Origin of the sequence: Streptomyces sp. CBMA291, assembly GCF_014596525.1 — a bacterium.
GTDB lineage: Bacteria > Actinomycetota > Actinomycetes > Streptomycetales > Streptomycetaceae > Streptomyces.
In genome coordinates this window covers 95,417-116,092 of the sequence record NZ_MSJP01000040.1, presented here as the reverse complement: position 1 = coordinate 116,092, position 20,676 = coordinate 95,417, and the positions used below count along the sequence as shown (strand labels likewise).

Here is a 20,676-nt window from a genome sequence, read left to right as displayed (position 1 = left end):
GCCCGCGCCCGGCCCGCTCGGCGACGGCGCCGTGCACGTCCTCGCCCCGCTCGGCCGGCTGACCGCCGGGCAGTTGCGGGCCCTGCTGCCCGCCGACGAGGTCCGGTTCACGCCCTGGCGCGGGGCGGTCGTCGTCGGCGCCGGGCCGGAGGTGCACGTCCTCGCCCCGCTCGGCCGGCTGACCGCCGGGCAGTTGCGGGCCCTGCTGCCCGCCGACGAGGTCCGGTTCACGCCCTGGCGCGGGGCGGTCGTCGTCGGCGCCGGGCCGGAGCGGCTGCCCGACCTCGCCGCGCACGGTCTGATCACCCGGCCCGGGGCGCCCGGCGCCGGGGTCACCGCCTGCACGGGCAGGCCCGGCTGCGCCAAGTCCCTCGCGGACGTCCGGTCCGACGCCCTGACCGTGCCCCCGGGCGCGCTGCCCGTGCACTTCTCCGGCTGCGCCCGTCGCTGCGGACACCCGTACGGCGACTGGGTCGGGGTCCTCGCCACCGGCGACGACACCTATCTGGTGGACGGCGTCCCCACTCCCCGTACCTCCCTGACCACGGCAGTCGCGGCGGCCCGCGGCCCGGCGACCCACACGAGATGAGCGAGAGCAGCACGATGTTCGAGTACGAGAAGGACGGGGCGGAGATCTACCGCCGGTCCTTTGCCACGATCCGCGCCGAGGCCGACCTCACGGGGCTGCCCGCCGATGTCGCCCAGGTCGCGGTCCGCATGATCCACGCCTGCGGCATGACGGACCTCGTCCAGGACATCGCCTACTCGCCGGGCGTCGTCACGAGCGCCCGCGCCGCCCTGCGCGCCGGGGCGCCGATCCTCTGCGACGCGCAGATGGTCGCCAGCGGCGTCACCCGCAAGCGGCTGCCCGCCGATAACGAGGTGCTGTGCGGGCTGTCCGACCCGGCGGTCCCGGGCCTCGCCGCCGATCTCGGCACCACCCGCTCCGCCGCCGCCTTCGAGCTGTGGCGGGACCGCCTCGAAGGCTCCGTCGTCGCCATCGGCAACGCGCCCACCGCGCTCTTCCACCTCCTGGAGATGATCGCGAAGGGGGCGGGGAAGCCTGCCGCCGTCCTCGGGATACCCGTCGGTTTCATCGGCGCCGCCGAGTCCAAGGACGCCCTGGCCGCCCAGGACCTGGGCCTCGAATACCTCGTCGTACGGGGCCGGCGCGGCGGCAGCGCGATGACGGCCGCCGCGATCAACGCCCTCGCGCACGAAGCGGAGATCCAGGCATGAGCACCGAGACCGCCCCTTCCGACGGCACGGCCACCACGGCCCCCGGCACCGGCGAGCCCGCCGCCACGACGACCGCTCCGCCGACAGCCGCACCGGCGACGGCCGCGCCGCCGACGACCGCACCGGCGACGACCGGCAAGCTCTACGGCGTGGGGCTCGGCCCCGGCGACCCGGACCTGATGACGGTGGCCGCCGTGAAGGCCATCGCGGCGGCCGATGTCGTCGCCTACCACTCGGCGCGCCACGGGCGGTCCATCGCGCGCTCCATCGCCGCCGGGCAACTGCGCGAGGACCACATCGAGGAGCGGCTGATGTACCCGCTCACGGTGGAGACCACGGACCACCCCGGCGGCTACCGGGGCGCCCTGGACGACTTCTACGAGGAGGCCGCGGACCGGCTCGCCGCGCACCTCGACGCGGGCCGTACCGTCGCCGTCCTCGCCGAGGGCGATCCGCTGTTCTACGGCTCGTACCAGCACATGCACAAGCGGCTCGCGCACCGCTACGACACCGAGGTCATCCCCGGCGTCACCTCCGTCAGCGCCGCCGCCGCCCGGCTGGGGGAGCCGCTGTGCGAGGCGGAGGAGGTCCTCACGATCGTCCCCGGCACCCTGCCCGAGGACGAGCTGACGGCCCGGCTCGCCGGGACCGACTCGGCGGTCGTGATGAAGCTCGGCCGGACCTTCCCCACCGTGCGGCGGGCCCTGGAGCGGGCCGGGCGGCTCGACGACGCCCGTTACGTGGAGCGGGCGTTCATGCCGGGCGAGCGCACCGAGCGGCTGACGGACGTCGACCCGGAGACCGTCCCCTACTTCTCGGTGGCCGTCCTGCCCTCCCGGATCGACGAGGCGCCTCCCGTACGGGAGAAGGGCGAGGTCGTCGTCGTCGGCACCGGGCCCGCCGGGGCGCCCTGGCTCACCCCCGAGTCTCGCGGCGCCCTCGTCAACGCGGACGTCCTCGTCGGCTACACCACCTATCTGGACCGGGTGCCGGTGCTCCGCCCCGGGCAGATCCGGCACGGCTCCGACAACAAGGCCGAGTCGGAGCGCGCCGAGTTCGCCCTGGACCTGGCCCGGCGCGGCCACCGGGTCGCGGTCGTCTCGGGCGGCGACCCGGGCGTCTTCGCGATGGCCACCGCCGTCCTCGAAGTGGCCTGCGAACCGGCCTACGCGGACGTGCCCGTACGGGTCCTCCCGGGGGTGACCGCCGCCAACGCGGCCGCCGCGGCGGCGGGCGCGCCCCTCGGCCACGACTACGCCACCGTCTCCCTCTCCGACCGGCTGAAGCCCTGGGAGGTCATCGCGTCCCGGCTGCGTGCGGCGGCGGAAGCCGATCTGGTCCTCGCGCTCTACAACCCGGGCTCGAAGTCCCGCACGCACCAGGTGGCCGCCGCCCGCGACCTCCTCCTCGAACTGCGCTCCCCCGACACCCCGGTGGTCGTCGCCCGCGACGTCGGCGGCCCCGAGCAGTCGGTCAGGGTGGTGACCCTGAAGACCCTGGACCCGACGGAGGTCGACATGCGCACCCTCCTCCTCATCGGCTCCTCCCAGACCCGAGCGGTCACCCGGGGCGACGGCCGGACGATCACTTGGACGCCTCGACGGTACGGGTGAGGGACGGGGCCCCTCGGCACGTCCGAGAGGCCCCTACCGCTCGTAGGCCCACGCACTGCCGGTCTGGCGGTACTGCTCCACGGGAATGGGGGCGACGCCGGTGCGCATCCGCGCCGTGTAGAGCAGGCCGTCCAGGTGGTCGATCTCGTGGTGGATCAGGCGGGCGAGTCCGCGTTCGTAGGTGGTGGTCACCCGCCGGCCTTCCGGCGTGGTGGTCTCCACGCTGATCCACAGCGGCCGGGGGACCAGACCGCGCACGTCGAAGAACGACAGGCAGCCCTCGTACTGCTCGTCCGTGTCGCCGGAGCGGTCGGTGATACGAGGGTTCAGCAGGACGATCGCGGAGGCGTCGGGGCCGGGGGGCCGGACCACGGCGGCGGCCCTGCCGATCCCGATCTGAGGGGCCGCGAGACCCATGCCCTTGGCGAACGGGTGGACCTGCCCGATCCGCTCCATGGCGGCGAACATCTGCTCGACGACCTGCTCGGCCACCTCGCGCTCGGCCGGCAGGTCGAAGGCGCGGGCGGGTTCGGCAAGGACCGGAGCGCCGTCCTGCACGACGCCGAGGTCCCGCATCTGCTCGCTGGGACGCGCCTGGTTCACGTGAACTCCCCTTGTGTCAGATCCTGTTCGGTTCGGCCTCGGAATCGCCATTCCAGACGGTATCGGGCGTGGAGTGCGGGTGTGGAGGTGCTCCAGGAGAAGATCCGCATCCCGTCCTCCTCGCGCTGCATCGGGGCCGTCCGCAGCGGTACGGCCTCGGCGGTCATGGAGGTCTCGGTGCCCCACACGGCCGGGTCGAGGAAGACCGGGAAGGCGAGTTCGACCGCTAGGTGCTCAGTGGGCAGGCGGACGGCGCGCTGGAACCAGCGGCCCCACTTCTGGTCGCTCACCGAGTAGGCGTACTCGATCCAGACCGACTCGCCGGGGTAGAGGGGGAAGCGGCCCTCGCTGTTCTCGAACGCCAGCCACACCTCCTTGAAGGCGTCGCGGTCGTGCTTGGTCTGCCAGTGCATCGCCTCGCCACGGCAGGTTGCGGTCAGGGCGAGTTCATCCCAGGTCAGCGGGTGTTCGCGGTAGTGGGCATTGGAACGTTCGGGCTCGCCGGGGTAGCGGTCGACGCTGATGCGGATCAGGTAGCGGCTGATCGGTTCGCTGCCGGTGTTCCGCAGCGGGCGGCGCATCGTCAGCCGGTAGTGGCTGCCGTCGTAGTCCAGACGGGCCGCGTCGTGTTCGACGACGATCGCCGAGCCGGTCGCGTACGGCTGCTCGGGCCTGCGGGGAGCCGGTGTCGGTGGCGCCGGGGCGGTGCGGGCCTTGGCCGCCTCGTAGTCCAGCCATCGCTTCCAGATGGCCTTGCCCGCGTTCAGGGCCTCCTCCGCGCGCAGCGCGAAGTCCTCCGTCGGCTTGTGCCGGCCCGACTCGACGTGGCTGACGTAGGACGGGTCGAAGCCCATCCGTCTGGCTAACTCCCGTTTGGCAAGGCCGCGTACCTCGCGCCAGTGGGCCACATCCGCCGCGAACGCCTCAGCCGCTTCCTCGACCGTCAAGGCATCGTCCCGCGCGTCCATCAAAGCCCCCGCCCTGGCTGCCGGATGAGATGAATGAACCGTGAGTGATCTCGATTCACCATTCTGTCACGGTCGTGGTCGCCGGTTTCCTTCCTTCACCGGGCCGGGTCGATTCCCGGCCCCGAAGAAGGAGGGCCACAGAGATGCGTGTGCTGTATCTGCTCAACGTCTCCAACTCCAGTCAGCTGGCCGCCGATTCCGGCTTCACCTTCGCCGACCTGCTCGCCCCGGCCCTGACCGACGCCGGGGCGGAGGTGACCGTGGCCTCCCCCGTCCCGGTCGGCGACCCCCGCGTGCACTTCGCGCTCACCACCTCGCCGTCCACCAAGTACCGGGCCCGCTTCGAGCCCGGCATGGACGCCCTGGTCGCCCTGTTCCGCGAGCGGCTGCCCGAGGTGGTGGTGGCCAACCAGATCGAGGCCGCTCCCGCGATCCGGGCCGCGCTTCTGGAAGCCGGGGTGGACGCGCTGGTCGCGGGCTACTGCCACTACCTGCCGTTCTCCTTCGCCGACACCGGCTCCGGCACCGGCACGGACACCGACCCCGGCGCCTTGGAGCTGGACCCGGCGATGGACGACGGTGGCCTCGGCCGGAGCGTGCTGCTGGCGTTCGCGGCCGGTCTCGCGGCCTGTGACCGCGTCCTGGTCCACTCCTCCACCGCCGCCTCCTGGACCACGGCGGCAGCCGCCCACAGCGGCGTCGACCTCGGCGACAAGCTGCACATCGTCCCCGCCCCCGGGGACGTACGGCTGGTACGCGACCCGGCCGACATCACCCCGCCCGAGGGCCGGGCCACCGGCATCTACAACCACCGCCTGTACGCGCACTACGGCACCGCCCGCTTCACCGGGCTCGCCCGCCGCCTCGTCGCCGACGCCCCGGTACGGCTCACGGTGATGGACCTGTTCGGCACCCGCAGCCCCGAACGCGTCCGCCTCGACCCCAGCCCCGAACGGCACCTGAAAGAACTCGCGACCACCGACGGCGTCGCCATCGCCTCCGACCGGGGCGACCGCGTCCGCTACCGCGACCTGCTGGCCGGCGCCCACTTCGGCATCGCCCCCTTCCGGCCCGGCTGCCCCTGGTCCATGTCGGTGATCGACTGCCAGGCCATGGGCCTGCCCGTGATCGGCCCGCGCACCGGCTGGCTGGCCGAACACATCGACAACGAGCTTCTGTTCGACACCGACGAGCAGGCCGTCCGGATCGCCACCCGCCTCGCCACCGACCCCGAGTTCTACCTCCTGCACGCCAAGCGCGCCCACACCTCCACCACCGACCTCGCGCCCGCCACGGTGGCCGCCCGCTACCTGGAGGCGATCCGGTGACCGGCTTCGACGCGGTCCAGCTGTCGTACGACGAACCACGGGCGGCGACCCTGCACACCCGGCTCGAACGCGCGCTGGACCGGCGGGTCAAACGACTGCACGGGGTCCACGGGATGCGCCGGGCCTACCGGCTCACCGCCGAACTCGTCGACACCGAGATGTTCTTCCTCGCCGACGGCGACTTCGAGATCGACCTGCGGTTCGACGCCGCCGTGGAGCCGCTCGCCGACGGGGTGGCGATGCGGGTGTGGCAGGCGGTCAACCCGGTCAACGGCCTGACCTACGGCTACGGCGGCCTCAAGCTGATCCGCCGTACGGCCCTGCGGGAGATGGGCGAGGCCGTCGACGTCCTCGCCGCCCTGCCCGGCCGCGTGGAGTTCTGCCCGCGCCCGGCCGGCGTGACCCGATTCAACCAGAGCCCGTACCTGGCGTGGAAGGCCGGCTTTCGCGAGTGCGCGATGCTCGCGCACGGCAGCGAGTACGGCATGAACGACCAGAGCGCGCAGACCCGGATCAACGCGTGGACGGCAAGCAGCGGCGGCGAGTTCGCCGCGCAGGCCGCAGCCGGCGCCCGCGACGGCATCGCCTTCGCCCGCGAGGCCGCCCGCAGCCCGGAAGAGTTCGAGCTGCTCAACGACCCGGTCCGGCTGCGCGCCCACCACGCCCGCCTGTACCCGTTCGAGGCGGTCACCTCGTGACCGGCTCTCCGCTCGTCCTGATCGAGCCGTACGCGCACCAGGGCGGCGGGCACCATCAGCGCACGCTGACCGCGCTCGCCGCCGCGCGGCCGAAGAGCCTGGTCGTAGCGCCTGAGGGGCTGGGCGAGGGCCTGGGCCAGCTGGCGCGGTACGGGGCCCGGATCGCCGCCGTCCCGGTCGGGTCGGCGGCGAGGGCCCTGCTGGCCGCCGCGCGGGCGGCGGAACGTGTCTCGGCCGCCGGTCAGCGGGCGTTCGCCTCCCGGAGCTGGCCGAGGGGAGTCCGCAGGCTCCCGCACCAAGTCACGCTCCTCGCCCGGTGTCTGACCGAGGCCGCGTGCCTTCGCACCGCGCGCCGTCTCGCCCCGCGGGCGTCGGCCGTGGCGATCCTCAGCGCGAGCGAGGCCCTGCACGGTGCCGCTGCCCTGCTCGGCGGGGTGCCACACCTGCGATTCGTCCACGAGGTCGTCACCACCGAGGACCGGCCGGTCCGGTGGCTGGGCAGGCTCGCCCGCCAGGGCGAGAAGCAGGTGATCGCACTGTGCCCGACCACCGACGTCCGCGACCAGGTCGCAGCGCGCTTCCCCCGCCTGCGCGGTGAGGTGCGGCCGTTCGCGGTCGACGACGGACGACGCCTGACCGACGCCGAGCGCGACGGCGCCCGCGCCGCCTTCACCGTCCCCGCCGGTGCGAGGGCGGTGTGCCTGGTCGGCGGCTGGTGGCCGTACAAGGACATCGCCACCGTCGACGCAGCCCTCGCCCGCCTCACCGCCCCGCTGCACGTCCTGGTGTGCGGCACCCCGCTGGACAACGCCGTCCTCGACCGCTGGCACCGGCTGCCCCACGTCCGCCTCCACACGGTGCCCGGCCCGGTGGCCGACGAGGTCCTGCGGCTCGTCTACGCCGCCGCCGACACGGCCCTCGTCGTCCGCAAGCCTGGGGTGGGCAAGGAGTCGGGGCTGGTCATGGACGCCGTACGACTCGGGGTCCCGCTGGTCGTCTCCGCGCACGACAGCGAGCTGTCTGCCCGGTTGACCGGTCAGCCGTGGGCCCGGCTCTTCCCCGCCGAAGACCCGAACGCCCTCGCCGAGACGCTGGACAAGCTCACGGCCGAGGCACCCGCCCGGCCGGGACCAACGGCACCCGCCGAGCTGGACATGCACCCGGCGGCCGAGCAGGCCGCCTTCCTCACCGACACCTACACCCGCCTCTGCCTCCACCTGGCCAAGGAGCGCTGCTGATGTTCGTCCCTCCCGCCCTGGTCGCGGTCATCGGCCCGGTCGAGCCGGCCCTGCTGGCCGCCTGGACCGCCCACTACCGCCGACTCGGCATCGAGCGGTTCCACCTCGCCTTCCACTTCCCCGACCACGTCCCGGACGCCTGGCGGCACCAGCTGATCGCGGCCTGCCGCGACCTCGGCAACGCCCCCGCCGAGATCAGCACCGGCCCCTGGCACGAGCACACCAACACCCAGCTCCGCGACTCCCTGCGCAAGCGGGCCGGGACCGGCTGGCACCTGCTCGCCGACTCCGACGAGTTCCAGACCTACTCCGCCCCGCTCGCCGACGTGCTCGCTCAGGCCGAGGAAGCCGGGCGGAAGGTGGTCGGCAGGCTGATACTCGACCGGGTCACGAACGACGGCCGCCTGGCCATGTGGCGCCCGGAAACCGGCCTCGACCGGACCTTCCCGCTCGGCGGACACCTCACCCGGCGCCTCCTCCAGGGCGACCCTCGCAAGATCGTCCTCGCCCACTCCTCGGTGACCGTCGCGTCCGGCAACCACCGGGCACCGGGCCACAAGCCCGACCCGAACGCGCTCGCGTGCGTGCACCACTTCAAGTGGCGAGCCGGCATCCTGGACGACCTGCGGCGCCGGGTCGAGCGGTTCACCTCCGGCGAGTGGGCCGAGCACACCCCGGCCGTCCGCAGCGAGGCGTCCCACCTACTCCAGCACATCGACCGCCATCACGGCCGTATCGACGTCTCCGACCCCCGCCTGGCCTTCCGCCGCGTCAACCTCGACCGGCTGCCAGACGGCTGGGCCTCCGAAGCGGCCCAACTCGCCACCGCCTGGCGGCCTCCGGCGCCTCAGAACCAGCCGGGTTCCACGATCTCCTCGCCCTCGCCCTGAGGCACCTCGAAGCGGGCGAAGAAGTCGTCCAGGGCCTCCGGGGTAACGAGCAGCGCGTTCGCGTCTCCCCGCGCGTTGCGCTCCGCCAGCCTGCGCAGCAGCTCGTCGCGCTCCACCGGGAAGTACAGCAGACGCCACCGGCCGCCGGCGGCCTGGACCAGTTCCTTCATCTCCTCGCGGTCCTTGCGCGGCCACAGCCCGTGGTCCCAGACCACGTCCCGGCCCTCCGCGACCAGCTCGGCAAGCCGCCGGTGCAGCTCGGCGATGACCGGAGTCTCCTTCTCGAAGTACGTGTTCTCCGGGTAGTCGACGCCGTACCGGCCGTGCCGCTCGTAGACGACCTCGTCCACCGAAAGGTGCACTGCCCCCTGAGGCTCCAGCACCCGCCGGGCGTAGGTCGTCTTCCCCGAACCGGTGAGCCCGACCAGCAGGTACACCACCGCAGCGTCGCTCACAGCCACGACCAACTCCCTTCAGCACCACCAGCGTTCTCTCGCCAGTCTGTCACCACCGGCCGGCCCAGGACCCCGTTCCCGGGCCGCCGTACGAAGGAGTCGCCCATGTCCGCCTCCGCCCTCGCCCGCGCATTACGGGCCTACGTCCGCCACGCTCCCGGCACCCTCGGCAAGGCCCGGCTCGTCGGCCGCTTCCTCGACGAGCACCTGCGCACCCACCCCCTCCACACCACCGCCCGGCTGCGTACCGGCGACACGGTCACCATCACCACCAGCGACGTCATCCAGCGCTACCAATACCTGTTCGGCGAGTGGGAACCGAACCTGAGCGCCTTCCTCCGCGACCGGCTCCGCCCCGGGGACACCTTCATCGACGTCGGAGCCCACCGAGGCGCGTTCACCCTCCTGGCCTCCCACGCCGTCGGCGCCCACGGCCGCGTCGTCGCCATCGAGCCCCACCCCCGCTTCCACGACAACCTGACCACCGCGGCCACCACCAACCACCGCACCAACATCCGGGCCGTCCGCTCTGCCGCTTCCGACACCCACGGCACCCTGCCCCTCTACCTGGAGGACCCGGCCAACCTCGGCCACACCACCGCCATCCGCCCCCGCCACGTCCACGAGACCGTGGAGGTGCCCACCGCACCCCTGGCCGACCTGATCAGCCGGGCCGAACTCGCCGCCGCCCGGGTCATCAAGATCGACGTCGAAGGCGCCGAAGCAGCCGCGATCCGCGGGCTCCTGCCCGCGCTCCCGCACCTGCGTGACGACGCGGAACTCGTCTTGGAAGTCACCCCGAGGCTCCTGGCCAAGCAGGGTGAGAGCGCCGCCGGCATCCTCGACACCCTGCGCGCACACGGCTTTCACGCGTACACGCTCACCAACGACTACGACCCGGCCACCTACCCCCAGGCCATGCGCCGCCCCCAGCCGCCCGTCCGGTGCACCGAGCCCCCGAGGGACATGACCGACCTGGTCTTCTCCCGCACCGACGCCGACCGCCTCACGACCGGGCGCTGAACACCGTCCCCGCATTCCGGGCGGCAGGTCAGGTCGACCCCCGAGCCTGCCGCCCGGACCACCGACCGGCACCACCTTCCGGCACGTCTCCACGGATGGGGCACCGCGATGAACACCAGCGTGATGAACAGCCGCAACGCCGTCTGCGTGATCGTCCACGACAAGGACACCGACACGATCGCCGCCGTGCACTACGCCGCCCGCAACTGGTCCCCGCAGCCGTCTTGGACCCTCCCCGGCGGCAAGGCCGAACCCGGCGAAGCCCTCGACGAGGCCGCCGCCCGCGAACTCAAGGAGGAGACCGGCCTGCTCGTCGACCCGGCCGACCTCGCCCTCGTCCACGTCGTCCACGTCGAACAGGGCTGGGACCAGGCCGGCCAGCTCATCGTCTTCGTCTTCGCCACCGACACCTGGACCGGCGAACCGACCAACACCGAACCGGACAAGCACCTGGAGGCCCGATGGGTCACCGCGAGCCGCCTTCCGGAGCCCGCGTTCCCGACCACCTTGCAAGCCCTGACCGCGTACGGGAACGGTGGTCCGGCCTTCTCGTGTCACGGGTGGTCGAAGACCGTCAAATGACGCGACCGCCTCCCTCCGCCACCGCCCTCAGCCGCCCAAAGCCGCCGCCCGGAAACCCCCCGACACCCACCCCGCCGCCTCCCCCGCCGTCTCCGCCACCGGGACGCCCCCCGGGGCCGGGGGGCGGCGGACCAGCACGACCGGGAGGCCTGCCTCGCGGGCGGCGGTGAGTTTCGGGGCGGTCGCCGCGCCTCCGCTGTCCTTCGTCACCACGACGTCGATCCGGTGCCGGGCCAGCAGGTCCCGTTCCCCGTCCAGGGTGAAGGGGCCCCGGTCGAGCAGCAGCTCGGTGCGGGCCGGGGCCGGGCCTTCGGGGGCGTCGACCGAGCGGACCAGGAACCACTGCGGGAGCCCCGCGAAGGTCGCGAGCCCCATCCGGCCGGTGGTCAGGAAGACCCGGTCGCCCAGGCCGTCGAGCGTCTCCGCCGCCGCTTCCAGGGACGGTACGGAGTGCCAGCGGTCACCCTCGGCCGGGACCCAGCCGGGGCGGCGCAGCGCCAGCAGGGGAACATGGGCGGTGGCGGCCGCCCGTGCCGCGTTGAAACTGATCCGCCCGGCGAAGGGATGCGTGGCGTCGATGACCGCGTCCACGGCATGCCCGCCGAGCCACTCCACGAGCCCGTCCACACCCCCGAAGCCGCCGATCCTGACCTCGCCCTCGGGCAGTCGGGGGCGGGCCACCCGGCCCGCGAGCGAGCTGGTCACCCGCAGGTCGGGGCGGCCTTCCGCGTGCAGCAGCCCGGCGAGGGCGCGGGCCTCGGTGGTGCCCCCGAGAATGAGAATGTGCACAGGAGCCCCTTCGTGACGTCTGGCGGCGGGCGTGAGGCCCAACTCAAGCACACCGGCCTGCGCCCCGGCTGGACCACGGGTGCCTGTGCGACGGCGGCGACCACCGCCGCGTACACCGCGCTGCTGACCGGGGACTTCCCCGACCCCGTGACGGTGACGCTGCCGAAGGGGCAGCGGCCCTCGTTCGCGCTGACCGCCGAGTCCCTCGCGGACGGTACGGCGATGGCGGCGGTGACGAAGGACGCGGGCGACGACCCGGACGTGACGCACGGGGCGGTGATCCGCGCGACCGTACGGCTCCTCCCGGCGGGCTCGGGTGTCGTCTTCCGGGCGGGCGAGGGCGTCGGCACGGTCACCCTGCCCGGACTCCCCCTCGACGTGGGCGAACCTGCGATCAACCCGGTGCCCCGGCAGCTGATGCGGGAGCACGTGGCGGAGGTCGCGGCGGCGCACGGCGGGAGCGGCGACGTCGAGATCACGATCTCCGTCGACGACGGCGCCGAGATCGCACGTTTCACGTGGAACCCTCGCATCGGCATCCTGGGCGGGCTCTCGATCCTGGGCACGACGGGGGTCGTGGTCCCGTACTCCTGCTCGGCGTGGATCGACTCGATCCGCCGGGGTGTGGACGTGGCCCGTGCGGGCGGCCTCACCCATGTGGCGGGCTGCACCGGCTCGACGTCGGAGCGGACGGTGACGGAGCTGTACGAGCTGCCGGAGATCGCCCTGCTCGACATGGGCGACTTCGCGGGCGCCGTCCTCAAGTACATCCGCCGCCACCCGGTCGACCGGCTCACCCTCTGCGGCGGCTTCGCCAAGCTCTCCAAGCTGGCGGCGGGCCATCTGGACCTGCACTCGGCCCGTTCCCAGGTCGACAAGGGCTTCCTGGCGGAGCTGGCGCGGGCGGGCGGCGCGGGCGAGGCCCTCGCGGCGGAGGTCGCCGCCGCGAACACGGGCCTGGCGGCCCTCCGCCTCTGCGAGGCGGCCGGCGTCCCCCTCGGCGACCTGGTCGCCGCCCGTGCCCGCGACGAGGCCCTGAGCGTCCTGCGGGGCGCACCGGTGGCGGTCGACGTGATCTGTATCGACCGCGCGGGCACGGTGGTGGGCCGCTCGTCCCTGGCGGGCCCCCGGCCGTCGTCCTCCTAGAGCGGGGCCCCGGGCACCCGGACGTCGTCCTCTTGGGGCGGGGTGCCGGGTCCCGGACATCGTCCTCCTGGAGCGGGCCCCCGACACCCGGACGTCGTCCCCCGGGCCGTGGCGGGGGCCGGAGGTGACGAGGTCCGGGACGCGTCCTGGGAAATCTCCATGACGTCCGCCCCCTGTCCGGCGCAGAATCCTTCGATGACCGAGTGCACCCGTTTCTCCTACAAGCCCACCCTCACCGGGGACCTGGTGGTCCTGCGTCCTCCGGCGGAGGACGATGTGGCCGCGCTGTCGCCGATGTTCCAGGACCCGGAGACCGCCCGGCTCACCGGAATGCATACCGTCTTCGGCGAGGCGGCGTTACGCCGCTGGTACGGGTCCCGGGGCGAGCAGGACGACCGGCTCGACCTCGTCGTGGTGGAGCGGGCCACGGGCGCCGTCGTCGGCGAGGTCGTGCTCAACGAGTGGGACGAGCCCAACGAGAGCTGTGCGTTCCGGATCTGCTTCACCCCGGCGGGCACCGGTCGCGGGCTCGGCACGGAGGCGACCCGGCTGATCCTGGGGCACGCCTTCGAGGGCCTCGGCCTCCACCGCGTCTGGCTGGAGGTCTACGCCTTCAACCCGCGCGCCCGCCACATCTACGAGAAGGCCGGTTTCCGTGCCGAGGGCGTGCTGCGCGGGGCCCTGCTGTGGGCGGGCGAGCGGGTGGACGCGACGGTGATGTCGATTCTCGCGCCGGAGTGGGCGGCCCGTCAGGCGGTGGGGTAGCCGATCTCCGCGATGTCCTCCGCCAGGGCCGTGAGCGTGGTCTCCGGGTTGAGTGCCGCGACGGTCTCCGCCGTCAGGGGGCGCAGGGCCAGGACGTGGCGGACGGCTTCGAGGTCGACCGGGCATTCGTAGAAGTCGGCGGCCCAGGTCGCGTACGCCTCGGGGGTGCGGTCGACGAGGAGGTGGAGGAAGCGGGCGGAGCCGTCCGGGTCCGGGTGGTCCTCGACGTCCGTGAAGTCGACCGGGCCGGTGCGCCAGGCGGTGTCGCCGGTCTCGCGCCACAGGCAGGCGGTGGTGACGTGGACGTCGTCCTCGTCGGTGAACGCGGGCTCCGTCAGGTACTCGCGGAAGGCCTCGGGGACCCCGTCGAGCACGCCGGGCCAGGTCGCGCCGTCGGCGAGGGGCCCGTACGGGCTCAGCGGGGACTCGTGGTCGAAGACCCGGGCGAAGGCGCCCGCCGGGGAGAGGACGATCGTGTACTCGCCGCCCTCGCCGTCCCTCATGGACGCCAGCTGCTCGGCCGGCGACCAGTGCGCGTCGTAGGAGTAGTACCGGCCCTCCCACTCGGGGCTGAGGACGGCGTCGAGCATCGCGAGCCCCCGGGAGTGGTCGCGCAGTTCCTCGATGCCCGGCAGTGCGCGGGCCACGTCGTAAACGGTCACGGGTCCATGAGACCGCATCCGGCCCGGCCGCCGACATGCGCCCCCCACCCGCCGAATCTAGGCTTTCCAGGGCAAACCCTCACGAAAACGCAGGGAGGAACGCCATGTCGAAGCGGGGCAACAAGCGCCGGGCCCGGAAGAAGAAGGGCGCGAACCACGGCAAGCGGCCGAACACCTGATCCGCACCTGATCCGTTCGGCCCCGGGACCGTCTCAGCAGCCGTGGCGGTCCCGGGCCGGGTCGTAGAGGTGACTGTCGCGGAACTCCGAGGCGGCGAGCGTCCGGCCGACGAGGATGACGGCGGTCTTGGTGATCCCCGCCTCCTTCACCTGCTCCGCGATGTCCGCGAGGGTCCCGCGCAGGACGATCTCGTCGGGGCGGGAGGCCAGGGCGACGACGGCGGCGGGGCAGTCGGCGCCGTAGTGCGGGAGCAGTTCGGAGACGATCCGGTCGGCGTAGCGGGCGCCGAGGTGCAGGACGAGGAGCGCGCCGCTGCGGCCGAGGGTCGCCAGGTCCTCGCCCTCGGGCATCGGGGTGGCCTGCTGGGCGATGCGGGTGAGGATGACGGTCTGCCCGACGGTGGGCACGGTCAGCTCCCGCTTGAGCGCGGCGGCAGCGGCGGCGAACGCCGGGACGCCGGGGACGACCTCGTACGGGATGCCCGCCGCGTCCAGTCGGCGCATCTGCTCGGCCATGGCGCTGAAGACGGACGGGTCGCCGGAGTGCAGCCGGGCCACGTCCTGTCCCGCCGCGTGGGCGGCGGTGATCTCGGCGACGATCTGGTCGAGGTCCATCCGCGCGGTGTCGACGAGCCGCGCGCCGGGCGGGCACTCGGCGAGCAGTTCGGCGGGGACGAGGGAGCCCGCGTACAGGCAGACCCCGCAGGCGGCGAGCGTCCGGGCACCGCGCACCGTGATGAGGTCGGCGGCGCCGGGACCCGCGCCGATGAAGTAGACGGTCATGCTTCCTCTTCCACGATCAGGCGTTCATTCCGCGATCAGGCGTTCGCTTCCACGATCAGGCCGTTTCCGCCACGATCAGGCTTCTTCCTTGGTGACGGACCACTGGGTGACCGGCATCGCCTGGCGCCAGCCGGTGAAGCCGCCGACGGGGACGGCTGCGGCGACGGCGAGCCGGACCAGTTCGCCGCCGTGGCGGCGGTGCCGGGCGGCGAGCAGCGCCTCGGACTCCAGGGTCACGGTGTTGGCGACGAGCCGGCCGCCCTCGGGCAGCGCGTCCCAGCAGGCGTCGAGGAGACCGGGGGCGGTGAGCCCGCCGCCGATGAAGATCGCGTCGGGGGTGTCGAGCCCGGCGAGCCCCGCCGGGGCGGGGGCCGTGACGACGCGGAGCGCGGGGACGCCGAGGGCGTCGGCGTTGCGGGTGATGCGCGCGGCCCGCTCGGGGGACTTCTCGACCGCGATGGCCCGGCAGTCGCGGTGGGCCCGCATCCACTCGATGCCGATGGAGCCGGAGCCGCCGCCGACGTCCCAGAGGAGTTCGCCGGGCGCGGGGGCGAGGGCGGCGAGCGTGGCGGCGCGCACGTACCGCTTGGTGAGCTGTCCGTCGTGCTCGTACGCCTCGTCGGGGAGTCCGGGGACGGTGCCGAGCCGGAGGGTGCCGGGGTCGCGGACGCAGTCGAGGGCGAGGACGTGCAGCGCGTCGGTCCGCTCGTGCGGCCAGTCGGCGGCGGTGGCGTCGAGGAGCCGTTCGCGGGGGCCGCCGAGCTGTTCGAGGACGCGGACGCGGGTGCCGCCCCAGCCGGTCTCCCGGAGGAGGGCGGCGACCCGTGCGGGGGTCTCGGGCCCTTCGCCGAGGACGAGGAGGCGGCGCCCGGGGTGCAGGACCGCGCCGAGCGCGGCGAGCGGCCGGGCGACCAGGGAGACGGTGTCGGTGCCTTCCAGGGGCCAGCCGAGGCGGGCGCAGGCGTAGGAGACGGAGGAGGGGTGCGGGTGGACGCGCAGCCGGTCCGCGCCGAGGGTCTCGGCGAGGGTGCGGCCGATGCCGTGGAAGGAGGGGTCGCCGCTGGCGAGGACGGCGATCGCACGGCCCTCGTGGGCGGCGATCAGGCCGGGGACGGCGGGGCGGAGCGGGGAGGGCCAGGTGACGCGGGTGCCGGGGCAGTCCCCGGCGGGGAGCAGGTCGAGCTGCCGGGGGGCGCCGATGAGGACCTCGGCGGCGCGCAGGACGCGGCGGGAGCCCTCGGGGAGTCCGTCCCAGCCGTCCGCGCCGATTCCGACGACCGCTATCTCACCGTTCACGTCGGCGACTCTACGTGACGAGTGCGGTCGGGCCCTTCCGGGGCGGAACCCGGGGCGGAACCTGGGCGGAACCCGGGGGGATTCCGGGGGATTCCGGGGGCGGGTCCCGGCGCCGGGACCCCGCCGTCACTTCTTCGCGTGCTCCCCCACGTAGAAGAGGAGCCAGACGAAGCCCGCGAAGGCGTGGGTCGCGAAGACGTACACGAAGACGCGGAGCATCACTCCGCGTTCCTTCCAGCGCTCGTAGTCGCTCGCCCGGCGCTCCTTGCGCGCGTCAGCCTGTTCGGTCATGCGTACCAGGGTACGGGCGGACCGGCGCCGCCCCGGGGCGCGGAACCGGTCGCGGAGGCGCGGAATGGGAGGGGGGCGTGGAAGAGGGAGGCGCGGAATAGGAAAGGGGGTCGCACGGTTGGACGGGATGGTTTAAGGTTCAACCAATAGCCCCGGGAGACCCGAGGCGGACAAGGAAGGCGAGAGGTGAGCACGATGCAGTTCGGGATCTTCACCGTCGGCGACGTGACGACCGACCCCACCACCGGCCGCACCCCCACCGAGCACGAGCGCATCAAGGACACCGTCGCCATCGCGCTCAAGGCGGAGGAGGTCGGGCTCGACGTCTTCGCGACCGGGGAGCACCACAACCCTCCGTTCACGCCCTCCTCCCCCACCACCCTCCTCGGGCACATCGCCGCCCGTACGGAGAACCTGATCCTCTCCACCTCGACCACCCTGATCACCACCAACGACCCGGTGAAGATCGCCGAGGACTACGCGACCCTCCAGCACCTCGCCGACGGACGCGTGGACCTGATGATGGGCCGGGGCAACACCGGCCCGGTCTACCCGTGGTTCGGGCAGGACATCCGCCAGGGCATCCCGCTCGCCATCGAGAACTACGCGCTCCTGCACAAGCTGTGGAGGGAGGACGTGGTCGACTGGGAGGGCAAGTTCCGCTCCGCCCTCCAGGGCTTCACCGCCACCCCGCGCCCGCTCGACGGCGTCCCGCCGTTCGTCTGGCACGGCTCCATCCGCTCCCCCGAGATCGCCGAGCAGGCCGCGTACTACGGGGACGGGTTCTTCGCCAACCACATCTTCTGGCCCAAGCAGCACACCGAGAAGATGGTCCGCCTCTACCGGCAGCGGTACGCGCACTACGGCCACGGCACCCCCGAGCAGGCCATCGTGGGCCTCGGCGGCCAGGTCTTCATCCGCAAGAACTCCCAGGACGCGGTACGGGAGTTCCGCCCGTACTTCGACAACGCGCCGGTCTACGGCCACGGCCCCTCCCTGGAGGAGTTCAGCCGCGAGACCCCGCTGACCGTCGGCTCGCCGCAGGAGATCATCGAGCGCACCCTCTCCTTCCGCGACTACGTGGGCGACTACCAGCGCCAGTTGTTCCTGATCGACCACGCGGGACTGCCCGTCAAGACGGTCCTCGAACAGCTCGACATCCTCGGCGAGGAGGTCGTGCCGGTGCTCCGCAAGGAGTTCGCGAACCTGCGCCCGGCCGGCGTCCCCGAGTCCGCCCCGCTCCACCCCGCCGTCACGGCCCGCCACCCCGAGCAGGCCGAGCGGTCCGACACCCCCGAGGAGGTCTGAGCCATGCGGACCCTGAAACTGGTCGCCGTCTCCGCCGGGCTCAGCTCCCCGTCCTCCACCCGGCTCCTCGCCGACCGGCTCCTCCAGGCCGCCCGCTACCGGCTGGCCGAGCGGGAGTACGCCGTCGAGGTCGAGGTCGTCGAACTGCGGGACCTGGCCGTCGACATCGCGAAGAACTTCGTCACCGGCTTCCCCTCCGAGCAGCTGCGCACGGCGATCGACACGGTGACCGGCGCGGACGGGGTCATCGCCGTGACCCCGGTCTTCACCGCCTCGTACAGCGGTCTGTTCAAGTCGTTCTTCGACCTGGTCGACCCCGCCGCGCTCACCGGCACCCCGGTCCTGATCGGGGCCACCGGCGGCACCGCCCGGCACTCGCTCGTCCTCGACCACGCCCTGCGCCCGCTCTTCGGCTATCTGCGGGCCCAGACCGTCCCCACCGGGGTCTACGCGGCCTCGGAGGACTGGGGCACCGGAGGCGACGAGTACACCGAGGGGCTGCCCGGCCGGATCACCCGCGCGGGCGTCGAGTTCGCCGAGGCGGTCGCGGCCCGTCCGGAACGCGCCGAGGAGGCCGACGAGGTCGTTCCCTTCGAGAAGCAGCTGGCCGACCTCCGCCTGGATTGATCTCTTTGTTACGTTGGAGGCGCATGGTTCATATGTGCCGTACAGCGAACGGAGGTCGGCGATGGCCGGCAGGATCGTGGTGGGCGTGGACGGATCGGCGCCTTCCCTGAAGGCGCTGAAGTGGGCGGCCGGACAGGCCGCCCTCACCGGAGACACCCTGGAGACGGTGATCGGCTGGGAGTACCCGGCCTCGTGGGCGACGCTCATGCCCGGCGTACCGGCGGAGTTCGATCCCGAGCAGCTGGCGCAGCAGATCCTCGACGAGTCCCTGAGCCAGGCCCTCACCCCCGAGCAGGCCGCCGCCGCCACCCGCACGGTCATCGGCGGCAACCCCACACAGGCGCTGCTCGACGCGGCCCGGGGCGCGAACCTGCTGGTCGTGGGCGACCGCGGCTACAGCGGCTTCAAGGCCGCCGTCCTCGGTTCGGTCTCCACCCACGTCACCCAGCACGCGCCCTGCCCGGTGGTCGTGGTCCGGGGCGGCGAGGACGACTGACCTCCCGATACACCCGTACGCGTCGGCGCCCCGGAGCCTTGAGCCCGGGGCGCCGACGCGTCCGCGCACGGGTCGCCGGTCAGTACGGCGCGGGATGCCCCCTCGCCGGTCAGTACGGCGCGGGATGCCCCTCCGCGTCCTCGTGCGTGTAGAAGAGGTAGTACGCGCCCACCCCGGCGAGCCCGGCGAACGCCAGGCCCAGACCGCTGGAGGAGAAGACGCTCGCTCCGGACAGGCTGTACAGGAAGCCGACCGCCACGCCCGTCAGGACACCCCAGGCGGCCGAGCGCGCCTCCCGGTGGAAGGCCCGGCCGTAGCGCCGCAGGGCGTGGATCCCGCCCGCGAGCAGCGCCGCCGAGAGCAGACCGAGCCAGAGCTGGCCCAGGGTGGCGGGGCCGCCGTGGCGGGCCACCGTCGTCGCGTACAGGCCGTAGAAGACGCCCACGACGGCCGGGAAAAGCCAGCCGTGCGGTCGGAACGGGCGCCTCAGGGGCACCTCTGCGTGTGCGGCCATGGCAGACTCCTTCGCCTCTCGGGCCGGACCCGGCCGGACGGCCGGAAGGGCCCCGGCCCTCTGGTCCCGCACCCTCCAGGGCACACCCGGGACCGGGCGCCCGCAAGTGGATCAGGCGGCGGACCGGGCGGCGACGGAGGACCGGACCGGACCGGCGGACCGGGCAGCCGGGGCGAGCCGGACCGCGAGCGAAATCCGGCTCCTCACCCGAACGGTCCCGCCCGGCGTTCGCGAACGCCCCGCCGCTCCGAGGATGAGCACATGACCCAGAACACGCCACCGCCACCGCCGCCGCCCCCGCACGCGCCGGAACAGCCCCCCGCGGACAACGCCTGGGCAGCGGGCGGCACCCTCTTCGCGGGTGTCCTCATGCTGGTCACCGGAGTCATGGACGTCTTCCAGGGCGTCGCGGGCATCGCCGAGAACGACATCTACGCCCGACTCGGCGACTACGTCTTCAAGTTCGACCTCACCACCTGGGGCTGGATCCACCTGGTCCTCGGCGTCATCGTCGCGGTCACCGGTTTCGGCATCCTCATGGGCGCCGGGTGGGGCCGGGTCGCGGGCATCACGCTCGCCGCCCTCAACATCCTGCTCCACTTCCTCTTCCTGCCGTACCAGCCCTGGTGGGCGCTCTTCTCCATGTCCATCTCGGTCTTCGTGATCTGGGCGCTGGCCACGGACGACACGTACGGCAAGAACGCGATGAAGATCTGAGGCGGGAGCGACCCATGAGACGCACCACCGGCACCGCCCTGGTCCTCGCCGCCACCGCCGTACTCGCCCTCACCGGCTGCGACGAGGCCAGGGAGACGGCGGGCAACGCCTTCGCGACCGCCACGGCGGCGGTCGCCTCGGCGGCGCAGCAGAAGATGAACGAGATCAAGGACGGGGTGAACGCCACCAAGGACGTCAGCGCCGGGCCCGCCCGCGCCGACGGGGACCGCACGGTCGCCGACGTCACCGCCGCCAACCCCAAGGACGAGAAGGCCGACTACACGGTCCTGGTGACCTTCCGGGACGCCCAGGGGAACTTCCTCGACTCGGTCGTCCTCGGCATCGACGGCGTCCCCCCGCACGGCTCCAAGACCGGAACGGCCCGCAGCAACCGGACCCTCTCGGGCGAGATCAAGGCGGACGTCTCCCAGGCCCTGCGGCACTGAGACCTCCCCGCACTCACCCT

General features: G+C 73.2%; 25 protein-coding genes and 1 pseudogene. 17 read left to right on the top strand and 9 right to left on the bottom strand.

Going from position 1 to position 20,676, the window contains the following annotated elements:
- From BU197_RS11445 to cobJ, 3 genes and pseudogenes are all read left to right on the top strand, one after another.
- Positions 1-589, top strand: a pseudogene (locus BU197_RS11445) (cobalamin biosynthesis protein CobG); the annotation flags it as partial.
- Positions 586-1,239: a precorrin-8X methylmutase gene (locus tag BU197_RS11440; protein WP_188268128.1), complete on the top strand. Its 654-nt coding sequence runs from the start codon at positions 586-588 to the stop codon at positions 1,237-1,239. The pseudogene BU197_RS11445 and the gene BU197_RS11440, both read left to right, overlap by 4 nt.
- The gene (cobJ, locus tag BU197_RS11435; RefSeq protein WP_223183564.1) at positions 1,236-2,852 is read left to right on the top strand and encodes a precorrin-3B C(17)-methyltransferase; all 1,617 of its coding nucleotides are present in this window, start codon (positions 1,236-1,238) and stop codon (positions 2,850-2,852) included. The genes BU197_RS11440 and cobJ overlap by 4 nt, the downstream gene beginning before the upstream one ends.
- A 33-nt stretch (positions 2,853-2,885) precedes the next feature.
- On the opposite strand, the gene BU197_RS30390 is transcribed toward cobJ, so the two are convergent.
- A complete protein-coding gene (locus BU197_RS30390; RefSeq protein ID WP_317452244.1) occupies positions 2,886-3,455 on the bottom strand; it encodes a peptide deformylase in 570 nt (189 codons plus the stop codon).
- Positions 3,452-4,402, bottom strand: a complete 951-nt coding sequence (locus tag BU197_RS30385; protein WP_223183563.1) for a multiprotein-bridging factor 1 family protein — start codon at positions 4,400-4,402, stop codon at positions 3,452-3,454. The genes BU197_RS30390 and BU197_RS30385 overlap by 4 nt, the downstream gene beginning before the upstream one ends.
- Before the next feature lie 164 nt (positions 4,403-4,566).
- Between BU197_RS30385 and BU197_RS11425 the strand changes: the two genes are divergently transcribed.
- The 4 genes from BU197_RS11425 to BU197_RS11410 are packed head-to-tail and all read left to right on the top strand — an operon-like array spanning position 4,567 to position 8,577.
- The gene (locus BU197_RS11425) at positions 4,567-5,751 is read left to right on the top strand and encodes a glycosyltransferase family 1 protein (protein ID WP_188268127.1); all 1,185 of its coding nucleotides are present in this window, start codon (positions 4,567-4,569) and stop codon (positions 5,749-5,751) included.
- Entirely contained in the window at positions 5,748-6,449 is a 702-nt protein-coding gene (locus tag BU197_RS11420) for a hypothetical protein (protein ID WP_188268126.1), read from the top strand. Before BU197_RS11425 ends, BU197_RS11420 begins: the two co-directional genes overlap by 4 nt.
- Positions 6,446-7,687, top strand: a complete 1,242-nt coding sequence (locus tag BU197_RS11415) for a hypothetical protein (protein ID WP_188268125.1) — start codon at positions 6,446-6,448, stop codon at positions 7,685-7,687. Before BU197_RS11420 ends, BU197_RS11415 begins: the two co-directional genes overlap by 4 nt.
- Entirely contained in the window at positions 7,687-8,577 is an 891-nt protein-coding gene (locus tag BU197_RS11410; RefSeq protein WP_223183562.1) for a hypothetical protein, read from the top strand. The genes BU197_RS11415 and BU197_RS11410 overlap by 1 nt, the downstream gene beginning before the upstream one ends.
- On the opposite strand, the gene BU197_RS11405 is transcribed toward BU197_RS11410, so the two are convergent.
- Positions 8,535-9,038, bottom strand: a complete 504-nt coding sequence (locus BU197_RS11405) for an ATP-binding protein (protein ID WP_317452243.1) — start codon at positions 9,036-9,038, stop codon at positions 8,535-8,537. The two genes, BU197_RS11410 and BU197_RS11405, sit on opposite strands and share 43 nt — an antisense overlap.
- A 99-nt stretch (positions 9,039-9,137) precedes the next feature.
- On the opposite strand from BU197_RS11405, the gene BU197_RS11400 reads away from it, so the two are divergent.
- Positions 9,138-10,055: an FkbM family methyltransferase gene (locus tag BU197_RS11400; protein ID WP_188268124.1), complete on the top strand. Its 918-nt coding sequence runs from the start codon at positions 9,138-9,140 to the stop codon at positions 10,053-10,055.
- A 108-nt stretch (positions 10,056-10,163) separates the two neighbouring features.
- Positions 10,164-10,637, top strand: a complete 474-nt coding sequence (locus tag BU197_RS11395; protein WP_188268123.1) for an NUDIX domain-containing protein — start codon at positions 10,164-10,166, stop codon at positions 10,635-10,637.
- Positions 10,638-10,664: 27 nt separating this feature from the next.
- Here the strand turns inward: BU197_RS11395 and BU197_RS11390 are convergent, their stop codons facing one another.
- Complete coding sequence (locus BU197_RS11390) at positions 10,665-11,426, bottom strand: cobalt-precorrin-6A reductase (RefSeq protein WP_188268122.1); 762 nt, start codon at positions 11,424-11,426, stop codon at positions 10,665-10,667.
- A 12-nt stretch (positions 11,427-11,438) separates the two neighbouring features.
- On the opposite strand from BU197_RS11390, the gene BU197_RS11385 reads away from it, so the two are divergent.
- Entirely contained in the window at positions 11,439-12,572 is a 1,134-nt protein-coding gene (locus BU197_RS11385; protein WP_188268121.1) for a cobalt-precorrin-5B (C(1))-methyltransferase, read from the top strand.
- Positions 12,573-12,767: 195 nt separating this feature from the next.
- Positions 12,768-13,337, top strand: coding sequence for a GNAT family N-acetyltransferase (locus tag BU197_RS11380; RefSeq protein WP_188268120.1), 570 nt, complete (start codon positions 12,768-12,770; stop codon positions 13,335-13,337).
- Here the strand turns inward: BU197_RS11380 and BU197_RS11375 are convergent.
- On the bottom strand, positions 13,322-14,017 hold the full coding sequence (locus BU197_RS11375; RefSeq protein ID WP_188268119.1) for a hypothetical protein: 696 nt from the start codon (positions 14,015-14,017) through the stop codon (positions 13,322-13,324). The genes BU197_RS11380 and BU197_RS11375 overlap by 16 nt on opposite strands.
- Before the next feature lie 86 nt (positions 14,018-14,103).
- On the opposite strand from BU197_RS11375, the gene BU197_RS31460 reads away from it, so the two are divergent.
- Positions 14,104-14,178: a 50S ribosomal protein bL37 gene (locus BU197_RS31460; RefSeq protein ID WP_372460710.1), complete on the top strand. Its 75-nt coding sequence runs from the start codon at positions 14,104-14,106 to the stop codon at positions 14,176-14,178.
- Between the two features lie 33 nt (positions 14,179-14,211).
- Here the strand turns inward: BU197_RS31460 and cobM are convergent, their stop codons facing one another.
- The 3 genes from cobM to BU197_RS11360 form a co-directional block, all read right to left on the bottom strand.
- The gene (cobM, locus tag BU197_RS11370) at positions 14,212-14,961 is read right to left on the bottom strand and encodes a precorrin-4 C(11)-methyltransferase (RefSeq protein ID WP_188268118.1); all 750 of its coding nucleotides are present in this window, start codon (positions 14,959-14,961) and stop codon (positions 14,212-14,214) included.
- A 75-nt stretch (positions 14,962-15,036) separates the two neighbouring features.
- Positions 15,037-16,257 carry a precorrin-6y C5,15-methyltransferase (decarboxylating) subunit CbiE gene (gene cbiE, locus BU197_RS11365; protein WP_188268117.1) on the bottom strand — a complete coding sequence of 407 codons (1,221 nt, stop codon included), beginning with the start codon at positions 16,255-16,257 and terminating at the stop codon, positions 15,037-15,039.
- A gap of 126 nt (positions 16,258-16,383) precedes the next feature.
- A complete protein-coding gene (locus BU197_RS11360; protein WP_188268116.1) occupies positions 16,384-16,548 on the bottom strand; it encodes a DUF6126 family protein in 165 nt (54 codons plus the stop codon).
- A 195-nt stretch (positions 16,549-16,743) separates the two neighbouring features.
- Here BU197_RS11360 and BU197_RS11355 point away from each other — a divergent pair, with 195 nt between their 5' ends.
- From BU197_RS11355 to BU197_RS11345, 3 genes are all read left to right on the top strand, one after another.
- A complete protein-coding gene (locus BU197_RS11355) occupies positions 16,744-17,856 on the top strand; it encodes an LLM class flavin-dependent oxidoreductase (protein ID WP_188268132.1) in 1,113 nt (370 codons plus the stop codon).
- 3 nt (positions 17,857-17,859) lie between these two features.
- On the top strand, positions 17,860-18,483 hold the full coding sequence (locus BU197_RS11350; protein ID WP_188268115.1) for an FMN reductase: 624 nt from the start codon (positions 17,860-17,862) through the stop codon (positions 18,481-18,483).
- Between the two features lie 61 nt (positions 18,484-18,544).
- Positions 18,545-18,979, top strand: a complete 435-nt coding sequence (locus BU197_RS11345) for a universal stress protein (protein ID WP_188268114.1) — start codon at positions 18,545-18,547, stop codon at positions 18,977-18,979.
- 109 nt (positions 18,980-19,088) lie between these two features.
- Here BU197_RS11345 and BU197_RS11340 read toward each other — a convergent pair whose 3' ends face one another.
- Positions 19,089-19,493, bottom strand: coding sequence for a hypothetical protein (locus tag BU197_RS11340; protein WP_188268113.1), 405 nt, complete (start codon positions 19,491-19,493; stop codon positions 19,089-19,091).
- 261 nt (positions 19,494-19,754) lie between these two features.
- On the opposite strand from BU197_RS11340, the gene BU197_RS11335 reads away from it, so the two are divergent.
- Together BU197_RS11335 and BU197_RS11330 are read left to right on the top strand one after the other, a co-directional pair.
- Complete coding sequence (locus tag BU197_RS11335) at positions 19,755-20,210, top strand: hypothetical protein (RefSeq protein ID WP_188268112.1); 456 nt, start codon at positions 19,755-19,757, stop codon at positions 20,208-20,210.
- 14 nt (positions 20,211-20,224) lie between these two features.
- Positions 20,225-20,656: a hypothetical protein gene (locus BU197_RS11330; RefSeq protein WP_188268111.1), complete on the top strand. Its 432-nt coding sequence runs from the start codon at positions 20,225-20,227 to the stop codon at positions 20,654-20,656.
- Positions 20,657-20,676 lie beyond the last annotated feature (20 nt).